The 14,275-nt window shown below is 63.5% G+C and carries 18 protein-coding genes; 9 read left to right on the top strand and 9 right to left on the bottom strand.

Annotated elements, in window-relative coordinates; genetic code table 11:
- Position 1 precedes the first annotated feature (1 nt).
- Complete coding sequence (gene hutC / locus PU724_RS24875) at positions 2-748, top strand: histidine utilization transcriptional repressor HutC (RefSeq protein WP_127284609.1); 747 nt, start codon at positions 2-4, stop codon at positions 746-748.
- A gap of 73 nt (positions 749-821) precedes the next feature.
- Here the strand turns inward: hutC and PU724_RS24870 are convergent, their stop codons facing one another.
- A complete protein-coding gene (locus PU724_RS24870; RefSeq protein WP_127284608.1) occupies positions 822-1,166 on the bottom strand; it encodes a RidA family protein in 345 nt (114 codons plus the stop codon).
- A gap of 232 nt (positions 1,167-1,398) precedes the next feature.
- Between PU724_RS24870 and aztA the strand changes: the two genes are divergently transcribed.
- From aztA to PU724_RS24850, 4 genes are all read left to right on the top strand, one after another.
- Entirely contained in the window at positions 1,399-2,226 is an 828-nt protein-coding gene (aztA, locus tag PU724_RS24865; RefSeq protein ID WP_127311493.1) for a zinc ABC transporter ATP-binding protein AztA, read from the top strand.
- A complete protein-coding gene (gene aztB / locus PU724_RS24860) occupies positions 2,226-3,101 on the top strand; it encodes a zinc ABC transporter permease AztB (RefSeq protein WP_127311492.1) in 876 nt (291 codons plus the stop codon). Before aztA ends, aztB begins: the two co-directional genes overlap by 1 nt.
- 25 nt (positions 3,102-3,126) lie before the next feature.
- Positions 3,127-4,056, top strand: coding sequence for a zinc ABC transporter substrate-binding protein AztC (gene aztC / locus PU724_RS24855; RefSeq protein WP_292349579.1), 930 nt, complete (start codon positions 3,127-3,129; stop codon positions 4,054-4,056).
- Between the two features lie 169 nt (positions 4,057-4,225).
- Entirely contained in the window at positions 4,226-4,564 is a 339-nt protein-coding gene (locus tag PU724_RS24850) for a protein tyrosine phosphatase family protein (protein WP_127284604.1), read from the top strand.
- On the opposite strand, the gene PU724_RS24845 is transcribed toward PU724_RS24850, so the two are convergent.
- Positions 4,561-5,028, bottom strand: a complete 468-nt coding sequence (locus tag PU724_RS24845; protein WP_127284603.1) for an Lrp/AsnC family transcriptional regulator — start codon at positions 5,026-5,028, stop codon at positions 4,561-4,563. The two genes, PU724_RS24850 and PU724_RS24845, sit on opposite strands and share 4 nt — an antisense overlap.
- A 137-nt stretch (positions 5,029-5,165) precedes the next feature.
- Here PU724_RS24845 and hppD point away from each other — a divergent pair, with 137 nt between their 5' ends.
- Entirely contained in the window at positions 5,166-6,281 is a 1,116-nt protein-coding gene (gene hppD / locus PU724_RS24840; protein ID WP_354424346.1) for a 4-hydroxyphenylpyruvate dioxygenase, read from the top strand.
- 20 nt (positions 6,282-6,301) lie between these two features.
- On the opposite strand, the gene PU724_RS24835 is transcribed toward hppD, so the two are convergent.
- Genes PU724_RS24835 through hmgA form a run of 5 tightly spaced genes read right to left on the bottom strand, consistent with a single transcriptional unit; the run spans position 6,302 to position 10,406 of the window.
- On the bottom strand, positions 6,302-6,838 hold the full coding sequence (locus PU724_RS24835) for a DinB family protein (protein ID WP_354424345.1): 537 nt from the start codon (positions 6,836-6,838) through the stop codon (positions 6,302-6,304).
- Positions 6,835-7,128: a hypothetical protein gene (locus PU724_RS24830; protein WP_127284600.1), complete on the bottom strand. Its 294-nt coding sequence runs from the start codon at positions 7,126-7,128 to the stop codon at positions 6,835-6,837. Before PU724_RS24830 ends, PU724_RS24835 begins: the two co-directional genes overlap by 4 nt.
- Before the next feature lie 4 nt (positions 7,129-7,132).
- Positions 7,133-8,146 (bottom strand): fumarylacetoacetate hydrolase family protein, encoded by a 1,014-nt coding sequence (locus PU724_RS24825; RefSeq protein ID WP_354424342.1) that lies wholly within the window; start codon positions 8,144-8,146, stop codon positions 7,133-7,135.
- Positions 8,143-9,096: an MBL fold metallo-hydrolase gene (locus tag PU724_RS24820; protein ID WP_354424340.1), complete on the bottom strand. Its 954-nt coding sequence runs from the start codon at positions 9,094-9,096 to the stop codon at positions 8,143-8,145. Before PU724_RS24820 ends, PU724_RS24825 begins: the two co-directional genes overlap by 4 nt.
- Positions 9,093-10,406, bottom strand: coding sequence for a homogentisate 1,2-dioxygenase (gene hmgA, locus PU724_RS24815; RefSeq protein WP_354424338.1), 1,314 nt, complete (start codon positions 10,404-10,406; stop codon positions 9,093-9,095). Before hmgA ends, PU724_RS24820 begins: the two co-directional genes overlap by 4 nt.
- A gap of 129 nt (positions 10,407-10,535) precedes the next feature.
- Here hmgA and PU724_RS24810 point away from each other — a divergent pair, with 129 nt between their 5' ends.
- Together PU724_RS24810 and PU724_RS24805 are read left to right on the top strand one after the other, a co-directional pair.
- Complete coding sequence (locus PU724_RS24810; RefSeq protein WP_354424337.1) at positions 10,536-11,003, top strand: MarR family winged helix-turn-helix transcriptional regulator; 468 nt, start codon at positions 10,536-10,538, stop codon at positions 11,001-11,003.
- A gap of 23 nt (positions 11,004-11,026) precedes the next feature.
- Entirely contained in the window at positions 11,027-11,668 is a 642-nt protein-coding gene (locus PU724_RS24805; protein WP_354424335.1) for a suppressor of fused domain protein, read from the top strand.
- Between the two features lie 41 nt (positions 11,669-11,709).
- Here PU724_RS24805 and tdh read toward each other — a convergent pair whose 3' ends face one another.
- A complete protein-coding gene (tdh, locus tag PU724_RS24800) occupies positions 11,710-12,744 on the bottom strand; it encodes an L-threonine 3-dehydrogenase (protein WP_354424333.1) in 1,035 nt (344 codons plus the stop codon).
- Positions 12,745-12,788: 44 nt separating this feature from the next.
- Positions 12,789-13,976 carry a glycine C-acetyltransferase gene (locus PU724_RS24795; protein ID WP_354424331.1) on the bottom strand — a complete coding sequence of 396 codons (1,188 nt, stop codon included), beginning with the start codon at positions 13,974-13,976 and terminating at the stop codon, positions 12,789-12,791.
- Between the two features lie 95 nt (positions 13,977-14,071).
- On the opposite strand from PU724_RS24795, the gene PU724_RS24790 reads away from it, so the two are divergent.
- On the top strand, positions 14,072-14,275 hold the full coding sequence (locus PU724_RS24790; RefSeq protein ID WP_354424330.1) for a hypothetical protein: 204 nt from the start codon (positions 14,072-14,074) through the stop codon (positions 14,273-14,275).

Genomic DNA, 14,275 nt, shown 5'->3' with positions numbered 1-14,275 from the left:
CATGAGCATGATCGAGACAATGGAGGCGGAAGGAGGCGAGGCTGTCTCGCTGCACCAGCGCATCCTGTCCGACATCAGCGAGAAGATCCTGTCCGGCGCCTGGGCGCCCGGTCACAGGATCCCGTTCGAGCACGAGCTGACGACCGAGTACAATTGCTCGCGCATGACGGTGAACAAGGCGCTGTCGCAGCTGGCGAAGGCCGGGCTGATCGAACGCCGTCGCCGGTCCGGCAGTTTTGTCCGCCAGCCGCAGTCGCAGGCGGCGGTGCTGGAACTGCACGACATCCGGATCGAGGTCGAGGCGCTCGGCCTGCCCTACCGCTACGAAAGGCTGGCGCGGCTAAAGCGGCGCAGCAGCGCCGACGACCGGGCGCTGCTCGGGCTTTCCGCCCCAGGCTTGGTGCTTTCGCTGGAATGCTTGCATTTCGCCGGCCAGCGGCCCTTCGCGCATGAGCAGCGGCTGATCAATCTCGCCGCCGTCGCGGAAGCCGGCGAGGAGGAATTCCTGGGCATAGCGCCCGGCCCCTGGCTGATCGGCCGCGTGCCGTGGAGCCAAGCCGAGCACCGCATCCGCGCCACGGCCGCGGACGACCATGTCGCCGACGCGCTCGACATCGAAACCGGCGCGCCCTGTCTGGTGGTCGAGCGCCGCACCTGGAGCGCGGAGCACCCGGTGACGCATGTGCGTTTCATTTATCCGGCGGAAAGCCACACGCTGGTGGCAAGGTTCACGCCGTCGCAGGGGTAGTGCCTCTTTACCCTCCCCCATGCGGGGAGGGTCGCTGCGCAGCAGCGGGGCGGGGGTCGGTAGAAGGCAGGCGCTAGATCGCCGCCGTAATAATAATCTCGACCAGATATTCCGGGCCGGCCAGCTTGGCCTCGCCGGTGGCGCGGGCGGGCGTGTGGCCCTGTGGCACCCACTTGTCCCATTCCGCGTTCATCTCGGCGAAGGTGCTCATGTCGGCCAGCCAGATGATGGTCTGCAGGATCTTGGTCTTGTCGGTTCCGGCCTTGGCCAGCAATTCGTCGATGGTCTTCAGGATGTCGCGGGTCTGCGAGGCGACATTGCCGCCGGGCTCGCCGACCTGGCCGGCCAGATAGACGGTGTTGCCGTGAATGACGATCTGGCTCATGCGCGGGCCAACATCGATGCGACGAATGCTCATGGGGCGTTCCTTCCTATTGTCGGTCGCGCCTCTTTAGAGTCCGCGCCCGTTTCGGGCAAGGCCGGCAGGGACGAAACCAATTGAGCCAATTGTGTGCCCCCTGCCCGTTGCGTACACGGCGAGTTGACCGCCGTGACCAAATTGCGTCGGGCCATCTTGTTGACTAATGTAATAACATCACATATCGACTTGAGCCGCCCGCACGACGGGCCGCCGCCCTTACGGACCGCCGATGACCAATGCCTGCCTGACCTTCCGCGACCTGACGCTCGGCTATGGCAGCCACCCGGCGATCCACCATCTCAACGGCACGATCCGCAAGGGATCGCTGACGGCCGTTGTCGGCGCCAACGGCTCGGGCAAGTCGACGCTGATGAAGGGCATTGTCGGCGTGCTGAAGCCGATGGAAGGCGCGGTCACGCGCGCGCCCGACGTGCGCACCGCCTATCTGCCGCAGCAGTCGGAGCTCGACCGCTCCTTCCCGGCCCGGGTGGTTGACCTGGTTTCGCTCGGCCTGTGGCCAAAGCGCGGCCTGCTCGGGCGCTACACCAAGGAGGACCGCGAATCCGTCAGCCAGGCGCTGATGGCGGTCGGCCTCGGCGGCTTCGAAAAACGCCCGATCGACACGCTGTCGGGCGGCCAGTTGCAGCGCACGCTGTTTGCCCGCGTGCTGTTGCAAGATGCCGATCTCATCCTGCTCGACGAGCCGTTCAACGCCGTCGACGCCAAGACCGTCGGCGACCTGATCCAGCTCATCAAGCGCTGGCATGGCGAGGAGCGCACGATCATGGTCGTCGTCCACGATCTCGATCTCGTGCGACAGAATTTCCCCGAGACCTTGCTGCTTGCCCGCCAGCCTGTTGCCTGGGGCGAGACAAAAGAGACACTGCGGCCGGAAAACCTTCTCAAGGCACGGCGCTTCCACGAGGCCTGGGAAGAGAACGCGCCCTGGTGCGAGCCGGACGACCATGACCATCATGGGCACGATCATCACGACCATGCCCACGGCCATGCGCATGATCACGACCACCAGCACGGCTCCGGACCGAGGGCCGCCTGATGGATTTCCTCTACAACCTGTTCATCGCGCCTTTCGCCGATTTCGCCTTCATGCAGCGGGCGCTGTTCGGCTCGCTGCTGCTGTCGCTCGGCGCCTGCCCGGTCGGCGTCTTCCTGATGCTGCGGCGCATGAGCCTGTCGGGCGACGCCATGGCGCATGCCATCCTGCCGGGTGCTGCCGCCGGCTTCCTGCTCTACGGCCTGGAAATCCTGCCGATGACCATTGGCGGACTGATCGCCGGCATCATCGTCGCGCTCGGCGCGGGCGCGGTCTCGCGCTTCACCATCCAGCGCGAGGACGCCTCGATGGCGGCCTTCTACCTGATCTCGCTCGCCGTCGGTGTGCTGATGGTGTCAATTCGGGGCTCCAGCGTCGATCTCATGCACGTGCTGTTCGGCACCGTGCTTGCGCTCAACAACGAGGCGCTGACGCTGATCGGCGGCATCGTGCTGGTCACTTTAGTCAGCCTCACCATCTTCTGGCGGGCGCTGGTCGCCGAATGCCTCGACCCGCTGTTCCTGCGCTCGGTGAGCCGCATGGGCAGCCCGGTGCATTTCATCTTCCTCGGCCTCGTTGTGCTCAACCTCGTCGGCGGGTTCCAGGCGCTGGGCACGCTTTTGTCGGTCGGCCTGATGATGCTGCCGGCCGCCGCTGCCCGCTTCTGGACGGTGCGGGTCGAGCCGATGTGCGTGCTGGCAGTGCTGATCGGCTTTGCCTCCTGCATCGCCGGGCTGCTCTTGTCCTATCACGCCTCGCTGCCGTCCGGCCCGGCCATCATCCTGTCGGCCGGTGTCGTCTACTTCTTCTCGATCGTGTTCGGCTCGCGCGGCGCGTTGCGCGCCCGCATCGTCCACCACCGCCACCGCACCGCCTGATCCCCCAAGCAAGGAGACCCGCCCAATGCTGAAATCCTTCCGTGCCGCCCTGACCCTGAGCGTTATAACATTAACCGCTCTCGGAACATCGTCGGCCCTCGCCGCGCCGCTCAAGGTGGTGGCGAGCTTCACGGTGATTGCGGATTTCGCCAAGAATGTCGGCGGCGACCGGGTCAGCATCACCACCATCGTTGGGCCGGATGGCGACGCGCATGTCTACGAACCGAGCCCGGCCGACGCTGTGGCAATGGCCGGCGCGGACGTGGTGCTGGTCAACGGCCTGCATTTCGAAGGCTTCTTGCAGCGCCTGGTCGACGCCAGCGCCACCAAGGCCGCGATCGTGACTTTGACCAAGGACGTCACCCCGATCGACTTCAAGCCGGAATTCGCTGACGCGGATGCTGCCGAAGGCGCCGGCAAGACCGTTACCGACCCGCACGCCTTCCAGTCGATCGCCAACGCCAGGATCTATGTGAAGAACATCGCCGAGGCCTTCTGTGCCGCCGACAGCGAGGGCTGCGTCGGCTACCAGACCAATGCGGCTGCCTACACCAAGAAGCTCGATGCACTGGAAGGCGAAGTGAAGGCCGCGATCCAGTCGATCCCCGAGGAGAAGCGCGTCGTCATCACATCGCACGACGCGTTCGGCTATTTCGAGCACGAATACGGCCTGACCTTCCTGGCGCCGCAGGGCATTTCGACGGACTCCGAGCCGTCGGCCGCCGATGTCGCCAAGCTGGTCAACCAGGTCAAGCAGGACAAGGCGGCGGCGATGTTCATCGAGAACATCACCAATCCGCGGCTGATCGAGCAGATCGCCAGCGAGACCGGCATCAAGGTCGGCGGCACGCTCTATTCGGATGCGCTGTCGCAGCCCGACGGCCCGGCCTCGACCTATATCGACATGATGCACAACAACATCGCCCAGATCAAAGGTGCGATCCTCGGCAGCTGAAGTCGGCTCATCCAGCCGGATAGCGACGATCCGGCTGGATTTTCCGCCGCGAATGTCTATCTGCAAAGACGACGCCGACGGCGTGCGACGATACGCGATCGGCGGGAGCAGTTGCCGGCCGCCTCAGGGGATGGCAAGACTGCCGCCGAAGCAGATTGCGAGGACGACCATGGAATATCGAGAGATCAGCGACGACTATTCCGTCTCGGGCCAGATCCAGCCCAGCGATATCACCGCCATCAAGGAAGCAGGCTTCAAGAGCGTGATCTGCAACCGGCCGGACAACGAGCAGCCTGGCCAGCCCTCGGCCGAAAGCGTCCAGGCGGCGGCCGAGGCGGCGGGCCTCGCCTTCCGCTTCATCCCGGTCATCAGCGGCCAGATCACCTTCGAGAATGTCCAGGACCAGGCCGCGGCGCTCGACGAGCTCGAAGGCCCGGTGTTCGCCTACTGCCGCTCCGGCGCGCGCTGCACCAATCTCTATGGGCTGATTCAGCAGTCGAGGGGCTAAATCGGCAGAGCGCCGGTCTCCTTCAGCGTCTCCAGCACGATAGCCGTCTTCACGTGCTGGACGGATTCATGCGGCAGGAGCACGCCGTTGACGAACTCCGACAATGATTTGAGGTCGGGCGTCACCACCTTCAATATGTAGTCCATCTCGCCGGTCAGCGCGTGCGCCTCCTGTACTTCGGGCAGCCGCGCCACCAACTCGCCGAAGCGGCGGGCATTGTCGCGATTGTGGGTGGCCAAGGTCACCGAGATGACATTGACTAGCGAAAAGCCCAGCCGATCGCGGTCGAGCACGGCGCGGTAGCCCTTGATGTAGCCGTCCTCTTCCAGTCGCTGGCGGCGGCGCGAGCACTGCGACGCCGACAGGTTCACCCGCTCCGAAAGGTCGTTGTTGGTGAGCCGCGCATCGCCTTGCAGAAGCGCCAGTAACTTGCGATCAAATTGGTCAAGCCGCGCATCATCCACGGATTTTCCTCCATTCATGCACATTCCACGCATGACATGAGCATTTCAGGCGTTCAAATGCAAGCACCGTGCGGCCCTCAGGCGCTATCATGCGCAAAGATGGCCAGGAACGGCCGCAACAGCTTCGGAGAACCGCCATGGGCCCCTTCCCGCACGACGCGCCGCCCGCCAGGATCAGCAAGGCGAACCCAGCCGGCACCGACGGTTTCGAATTCGTCGAGTTCGCGCATCCGGAGCCGGAAAAGCTCGCCGAGCTTTTCACCCGCATGGGTTATGTCGCGGTGGCCAAGCACCGCACCAAGGACATCACGGTCTGGCGGCAGGGCGACATCAACTACGTCGTCAATGCCGAGCCCGGCTCGCATGCGATGAAGTTCGTCGACAAGCACGGACCCTGCGCAGCCTCTATGGCGTGGCGCGTGGTCGACGCGAAACACGCCTTCGAGCATGCCGTGTCGAAGGGTGCGACGCCCTATGAGGGCACCGACAAGGCGCTGGACGTGCCGGCCATCGTCGGCATTGGCGGCTCCCTGCTCTATTTCATCGAGGCCTATGGCGAGAAAGGCTCGGCCTATGACGCCGAGTTCGCATGGCTGGGCGAGCGCGATCCGAAGCCCGAGGGCGTCGGCTTCTACTTCCTCGACCACCTCACCCACAATGTCTATCGCGGCAATATGGACAAGTGGTGGGACTTTTATCGCGACCTGTTCGGCTTCAAGCAGATCCATTTCTTCGACATCGACGGCAAGATCACCGGTCTGGTCAGCCGTGCGATCACCTCGCCCTGCGGCAAGATCCGCATTCCGCTGAACGAGTCCAAGGACGAGACCAGCCAGATCGCCGAATATCTGAAGAAGTACAATGGCGAGGGCATCCAGCACATCGCGGTGGGCACCGATGCGATCTACGAGGCCACCGACAGGCTCGCCGCCAACGGGCTGAAGTTCATGCCCGCCCCGCCCGACACCTATTACGAGATGTCGCACGAGCGTGTGCACGATCACGACGAGCCGGTCGAGCGGATGAAGAAGCACGGCATCCTGATCGATGGCGAAGGCGTTGTCGACGGCGGCATGACCAAGATCCTGCTGCAGATTTTCTCGAAAACCGTGATCGGCCCGATCTTCTTCGAATTCATCCAGCGCAAGGGCGACGAAGGCTTTGGCGAAGGCAATTTCCGTGCGCTGTTCGAGTCGATCGAGCAGGACCAGATCAAGCGCGGCGTGATCAAGCTGGACGGCAAGGCGGCGTAAGGCCCAGGCGGGCGAGCGGTTCAAAGACCGAGCCGCTCGACCTCTGTCTTCCTGAGCTTCAAATCGCAATCGAGCAGATACTCATCCAGCTGCGGCGGCGGAGCGGAAGTGCCGGCGAGCATGGCGTGCACCTGGCCACGGTGATGGATGTCGTGCAGGAAGACATGGGCGAGGATGTCGGCGATCTTTTCAGGGATCATGCCGTCCTCGCGTCTATCGGTGATGACGCGACGGTCGAGATCGGCCTCGGACAGGGCATCACAGAAGGCGATAAGTTTGTGGTCGAAGGTGATCTGCGCCACTACCAAATCGGCGACATTGTCGAACGGCACGAAATCATCGTAGGCGGCAGCGCCGACACCACCCTCCGTCAGAAAATCGAGATAGAGATGGTCGACAGCGAGGATGTGGTTCAGCGTCTCCTTGATTGACGGAAAGAAGCTGGTGCGCGCGGCCTCAAATTCCCCAGGCTCGAGGGACAGCACGGCGCGGTACAGGCGGTCGTTCGACCAGCGATTGTTGCGCGCCATGCGGCGCAAGTGATCAAGCAGCGTCATGGCGTCCTGTCGACAAGGCCGATGCCGACCGCCATAAGCGCGAAGCCGGCGACAACGACCAGCAGCAGCCGGATCATTTTCCGCCGCAGGCCTTGCGTTTCTTCATCCCGCGCGACGCTGAGATTGGTGATGGTGTGGAACATCATCGCGTTGCGCGGCACGCCGCTGCGGTTGGTAAGATCAGGCGAGCGCGCCTCGATGCGGTAGCTCAGGCGGATCGCCTGGATGAAGACCGCCAGAATGGCCAGCGCCCACACGCCAAACAGCAAATAGACGGCTTCGCCTGGCATCCCCTCACCCCGCGTATTTCTCGACCTTCTGCTCGATGGCGCCGAAGATCGAATGGCCGGCCTTGTCCTTCATCTCGATGCGCACCGTGTCGCCAAATTGCAGGAACGGCGTCTTGGGCTCGCCGCTCTCGATGGTTTCGATCATGCGCAGTTCGGCGATGCAGGAATAGCCGGCGCCGCCGGCCGAGACAGGCTTGCCCGGCCCGCCGTCCAGCTTGTTGGAGACGGTGCCCGAACCGATGATGCTGCCGGCGGCGAGCGGGCGCGTTTTCGCGGCATGCACGATCAGCGCCGGGAAGTCGAAAGTGATGTCGACCCCTGCGTTCGCACGGCCGAACGGCTTGCCGTTGAGATCGGCGAGCAGCGGCAGGCTGACCTTGCCGCCGTCCCAGGCGTCACCCAGTTCATCCGGCGTGACCGCAACCGGCGAGAAGGCCGAGGACGGTTTCGACTGGAAGAAGCCAAAACCCTTGGCAAGCTCGGGACCAGTCAGCGCCCGCAGTGTCACGTCGTTGACCAGCATGACCAGCCGGATCGCGTCCCGCGCCTGGTCGGGGCCGGCGCCCATCGGCACGTCGTCAACGATGACGGCGACCTCCGCCTCCATGTCGATGCCGAAGGTTTCGTCGGCCATGCGGATCGGATCGCGAGGCGGAATGAAGCTGTCCGAGCCGCCCTGGTAGATCAGCGGGTCGGTCCAGAAGCTTGCTGGCATTTCTGCGCCGCGCGCTTTGCGCACCAGTTCGACATGGTTCACATAGGCCGAGCCGTCGGCCCACTGATAGGCGCGCGGCAGTGGCGAGTGGGCGTCATGCTCGTGGAAGCGCGCCGAGGGCACGGCATTGTTCTCTAGCGATTCCGCTATTGTCGCCAGATGCGGCGAAATCCGCCGCCAGTCGTCGAGCGCGGCTTGCAGCGTCGGCACCAGGAAGGAGGCGTCGGAGAACCGCGTCAAATCGCGCGAGACGACGACCAGCTTTCCATCGCGGGTCCCGTTCTTCAATGTTGCAAGCTTCATGCGGTTTCCTCTCCTTGCGCGGCTTGTTCGCCGCTTTGGTCTTTGTCTGTCGCATGATCTTTTCCGAAAACCGGGTCCCACTTTTCGGGATCATGCTCTAACCCCACAACAAGGCCGTCGCGGGCGATCGTCAAGTCGCCGGCCCAAGTTTTCCTGACGGCGGCGATCCAGTCGGCCTCGCCGATCGCGGCATCGTCGGCCGGGATGAGGTGGTTCAGCACCAGTCGTTTGACACCGGCGTCGCTGGCGATGCGGCCGGCCTGCTCGGCGAAACTGTGGCTGGCGAGCAAATGTTCGCGCAGCCGCGCGCCATTGCCGGTCTTCGCCACCAGCCGCTCGATCCCCTCTTCCAGCATGGCTTCGTGGACGAGGATATCGGCGCCTTTGGCGAAGTCGGCCAGCGGCGGGAAGAAGGCCGTGTCGGCGGAGAACACGATGCTCCTGCCGCCATGCTCGACGCGCAGCGCAAAGCAGTCGGTCACCGGCGGATGGTCGACGCGCAACGCCGTCACCCTGAGCCCGCCCTCCTCCACAACCAGTCCCTCGCCGAACTCCTCGACCGAGACCAGATCCCTGATATCCGGCCGGCCTTCGTCGACGATGCGGATTTCGATGTCGAAATCCATCGCCTGGCAGAAGCGCTGCCAGTAGTGGCCGGTGCCGGGCGGACCGAAGATGGTCACCGGCGTGGCGAGGCCCGCCGTCCAGGCGGTGTGGATCAGCGGTCCGAGTTCCAGCAGATGGTCGGAATGGAGATGGGTGATGAAGACTAGGTCGAGCGTCTTCAGGCTGAGCCCGGCATCGGTCAGCGCGCGGGTGACGCCCAGCCCGCAATCGACGACGATAGCGCGGCCGCCGATCTCGAGCAGCGAGGAACTTGGCCACGGCCCACCCGGCCGGATCGCCGGGCCGCCCTTGGACCCGAGCAGGACGAGGCGGTCCAGACTCAAGACCAGTCGCCCTCGGGCGTGCCGTTGAAGCGTTTCTTCAGCCCGGCCCAGCAGTCGATGTAGTTGTCCTGCCTGGTTTCGACCTCGGCGGCGTAGCGGGTCAGCATCTGCGGGAATCGGGTCTCGAACATAAAGGCCATGGTGTTGTCGAGCTTGACCGGTTTCAGTTCCGTGCGCGAGGCCTTTTCGAAGCCAGTCGCGTCAGGCCCGTGGGCCAGCATCAGATTGTGCAGGCTGATGCCGCCGGGGACGAAGCCCTCCTCCTTGGCGTCGTACTGGCCGTGGATCAGGCCCATGAATTCGCTCATGATGTTACGGTGGTACCAGGGCGGGCGGAACGTATCCTCCGCTACCAGCCAGCGCGGCGGGAAGATGACGAAGTCGATGTTGGCGGTGCCCTCCTCGCCGCTCGGCGCCGTCAGCACGGTGAAGATCGACGGATCCGGGTGGTCGAAAAGGATGGCGCCGACGGGCGAAAACGTCGCCAGATCATATTTGTAAGGTGCGTAGTTACCGTGCCAGGCGACGACGTCGAGCGGCGAATGGCCGATCTCGGTGACATGGAAGGAGCCGCACCATTTGACGATCAGCCGGCACGGCGTCTCCCTGTCCTCGAACCAGGCGCAGGGCGTCTTGAAGTCGCGCGGATTGGCGAGGCAATTGGCGCCGATCGGCCCGCGATCGGGCATGGTCAGCTTGGCGCCGTAGTTCTCGCAGACATAGCCGCGCACCTCGGCATCGGCGAGCTCGACCTTGAAGACGAGGCCGCGCGGCAGCACGGCGATCTCGCCGGGTCTGAGTTCGATGACCCCCATCTCGGTGACGAAGCGCAAGGCGCCGACCTGCGGCACGACAAGCATCTCGGCGTCGGCGTTGAAGAAGTGGTCGTCGGTCATCGAGCGGTTGGCGACATAGATATGCGCCGCCATGCCGGACTGCCCGAGCACGTCGCCGGCGGTGGTGATGGTGCGCATGCCCTCGATGAAGTCGGTCGGCTCCTTCGGCATCGGCACCGGGTTCCAGCGATACTGGCCGAGCGCCAGTTCGTGGTCGCCGAGATTGGGTGCGGTCTTCCAGAGCGGATAGAGGGTGGACGTGAAGCGCCCGGTGTGGCGGACGCTCGGCCGGATCCGATAGAGCCAGGAGCGCTCGTTGGTGCCGCGCGGCGCGGTGAAGGGCGAGCCCGAAAGCTGCTCGGCATAGAGCCCGTAGGCCGGCCGCTGCGGCGAGTTGCGTCCCTGCGGCAGCGAACCCGGCAGCGTCTCGGTCTCGAAATCGTTGCCGAAGCCCGGCATGTAGGAAAAGCCCATCCGATCCTCCCTGATCCCGGTTCTCAGCCTCGCTAGGCGCGGCCTGCCGGCGATGTTGACCAACTTGGTTTCATTTGTAACCATCGAAAATGTAACTATCAACGGCGAACGCCGCATCCACGGTGCATCATGGAATCGGAAATCCTCGAGCTCGAAAGCTTCCTGCCCTACCGGCTTTACCGGCTGGCCGATGTCGTCAGCCGCGAATTCTCGAAAATCTACCGGGATCGCCACGGCCTGACCCGGCCGGAATGGCGCACACTTTCGGGGCTCGGCCAGCATGGCACGATGACGGCGACGGCGCTCGGCGAGCAGTCGGCCATGCACAAGACCAAGGTTTCGCGAGCGGTAGCCGAACTGGAGCGGCGGCGCTGGCTGACGCGGACGGCGGACGATCACGACCGGCGGGTGGAGCGCCTGGCGCTGACCAAGGCGGGGCTTGCCGCCTATCGCGAAATGGTGCCGCTGGCGAAGGCGTTTGAGAGGGAGTTGCTAGCGAGGCTAGGAGAGGAGGAGCGGTCCGCGATTGCGAAGGGCGTAGCGGCGCTTGAAGCCTGTTTGGGACAAGACAAAGTTGGTGCTATCACGTTGGACTAAAGGGCTGAAATCAGGGCATTTGGATGGCTTGGCTCCCAAAGAGATTTCCTGCCGGAGGGCCACCCGGATCCGGTGACTCTAACAACTTCTATCGAAAATCGGTCTACACCAAAGAGCTCGGTGAGCCCCAAAGCATCTTCCCGCGCAATGGGTCTGACGACGTTGAGGTTCTTGCGTTTCCCAGAGACTTCTCGCTCATCGATCCTGCAGGCAACGGCTTTGTACTCCTAACCAACGGTATGAGCGACCGGCGTATGGCTACCCCGTCAACGGCAGGCGAGAACATTGAGCGGCGAGCCGAACTGATGTGGTATGTTCGCGAGCCTGACCCAAACATCATCAGCAATCTCAAATGGCTGGCGGAGTATCCCTTTATCGACAATACATGGTTGGGCTTTGGTCACCGCATTGAAATGCCTTGGTCGCCCGTCTCGGGCACGGATTTCAGAATTTTCATGTTTTTGACCCCTATCATTGCACCGGATAAACGCATTGCAGAAGCGCTGACCATTGACGACGATGACGTCACCATCCTTTGCGTCCATTTGATCTCCGCTGCCGAGTATGAATTCATCAAGACGGTCGGGTTGGACCCATTCTTGGACATGCTCGACGAGCGTCATTATCCCACCATTTTAGACCCCAAACGGACTTCCTATGTCTAGCGGCAGGTGCCTGCGGCGCTTTGCTTTCGCCCAGGTAGCGCTCACCAGTCCATCACAACCTTACCCGAATTGCCGCTCCGCATCGCATCGAACCCGACCTGAAAATCGTCGATGCCGATGCGATGGGTAATCAAGCCCGACACGTCGAGCGGACCCTGCACCAGGGCAATCATCTTGTACCAGGTCTCGAACATCTCGCGGCCGTAGATGCCCTTCAGGTGCAGCATCTTGAAGATGACCTTGTTCCAGTCGATCTCGAAGCCGGTCGGCGCGATGCCGAGGATGGCGATCTTGCCGCCATTGTTCATGGTGTCGATCATGTCGCGGAAGGCGGGGGCCGCGCCCGACATCTCCAGGCCGACGTCAAAACCCTCGGTCATGCCGAGCTTCGGCATGACGTCGCGCAGCTTTTCCTTCGAGGCATCGACGACATGCTGGACGCCGAGCTTGCGCGCCAGGTCCAGCCGGACCGGGTTGATGTCGGTGATGACGACTTTTCGCGCGCCGACGCATTGCGCCACCAGCGCGCCCATAATGCCGATCGGCCCGGCGCCGGTGACCAGCACGTCCTCGCCGACCAGATCGAAGGACAATGCGGTGTGAACCGCATTGCCCAGCGGATCGAAGATCGCCGCGATCTCGTCGGGCACATCGTCGGGGATCGGCACGACATTGTGCTGCGGGATCGCCACGTACTCGCCGAAGGCGCCGGGGCGATTGACGCCGACGCCGAGCGTGTTGCGGCAGAGATGCCCCCTGCCCGCGCGGCAGTTGCGGCAATGGCCGCAGACGATGTGGCCCTCGCCGGACACGCGCTGGCCGAGCTTGTATTCGGTGACCGCCGCGCCGAAGTCGGCGACGGTGCCGACGAATTCATGGCCGGTCACCATCGGCACCGGTACGGTCTTTTGCGCCCACTGGTCCCAATTGTAGATGTGCACGTCGGTGCCGCAGATCGCGCTTTTCCTGACCTTGATCAGCACGTCGTTGGGGCCGATCTCCGGCACCGGCACCTCTTCCATCCAGATGCCCGGTGCGGCCTTGGCCTTCACCAGCGCCTTCATCATGTTGGACATTCTTTTGTTCCTTGATTCTTTTGATCCGGAATCGTTTTCGGCGCTCAGGAAATCACGCCGAGCTCGCGTCCCACGGCGCCAAATGCCTCAACTGCCCTGTCGATGTCGGCGCTGGAATGCGCCGCCGACATCTGGGTGCGGATACGGGCCTGGCCCTTCGGCACCACCGGGAAGGAAAAGCCGATGACATAGATGCCGCGCTTCAGCATGCGTGCCGCCATCTCCTGTGCCAGAGCCGCATCGCCCAGCATCACCGGGATGATCGGATGATCGGCGCCGGCGAGCGTGAAGCCAAGCTTGCCCATCTGAGACCGGAAGCGTTCCGCATTGGCATAGAGGCGCTCGCGCAAGGCGCCGCCATTGCGGATCATGTCGAACACCTTGATCGAGGCGCCGGCGATCGCCGGCATCAGCGTGTTGGAGAACAGGTAGGGCCGCGAGCGCTGGCGCAGCCAGTCGACCACCTGGGTTTTGCCTGAGGTGTAGCCGCCGGAAGCACCGCCCAGCGCCTTGCCGAGCGTGCCGGTGATGATGTCCACCCTGCCCTCGACGCCACAATGCTCGGCCGAGCCACGGCCGTTCCTGCCGACGAAGCCGACCGCATGGCTGTCGTCGACCATGACCATGGCATCGTATTTCTCGGCGAGATCGCAGACGCCCTTGAGGTTGGCAATGATGCCGTCCATAGAAAACACGCCGTCGGTGGCGATCAGCCGGAAGCGGCAATCCTTCGCTTCCTTCAGCCGCGCTTCGAGATCTGCCATGTCGTTGTTGGCGTAGCGAAAGCGCTTGGCCTTGGACAACCTGACACCGTCGATGATCGAGGCATGGTTCAGCGCATCGGAGATAATGGCGTCCTCCTCGCCGAGCAGCGTCTCGAACAGGCCGCCATTGGCGTCGAAGCAGGAGCCGTAGAGGATGGTGTCGTCCATGCCGAGGAAGGACGAGATCGTCGCCTCCAGCTGCTTGTGCTCCTCCTGCGTGCCGCAGATGAAGCGCACCGAGGCCATGCCGTAGCCGTAACGGTCGAGCGCCTGCTTCGCCGCCTCGCGCAGTTCTGCGCTGTCGGCGAGGCCGAGATAGTTGTTGGCGCAGAAATTCAGCACCTTGTCGCCGCCAACCTCGATCTCGGCCGACTGCGTCGAGGTGATCACCCGCTCGGATTTGTAGAGGCCGGCTGATTTCAGCCCGGCAAGTTCGTTGTCGATGTGGGAAAGGAATGCTGCGCTCATGATCCAGCCCTGTTCGGTTCGAGCCGGACTGTCGCCCCGCGCGGCCGAAAAATCCACCGCAAAAGCGACGGCTTCGGTGGCGCGGCGAAAGCCGCATGGCTCCCAATTTCGGCGGCTCGAGCGTTGATGCGTTCAAATGCATCGACGCGGTGAAAGAACATGATAACCATCTCCGCAGCTTTCCCTCTCTGCCCGCGCAACCGGCCGGGCTGCTTGCCTGCCTGTTAACCCTTTCAAGTCAATGGTGTTCGCAGAACGAAACCAAGGCGGGATTCCGTCGGCGGGAGGGGTCGCCCTGA

This window comes from Mesorhizobium abyssinicae (assembly GCF_049887195.1).
Taxonomy (GTDB): Bacteria; Pseudomonadota; Alphaproteobacteria; order Rhizobiales; family Rhizobiaceae; genus Mesorhizobium; species Mesorhizobium abyssinicae.
This window is presented reverse-complemented; position numbering and strand designations above follow the sequence as displayed.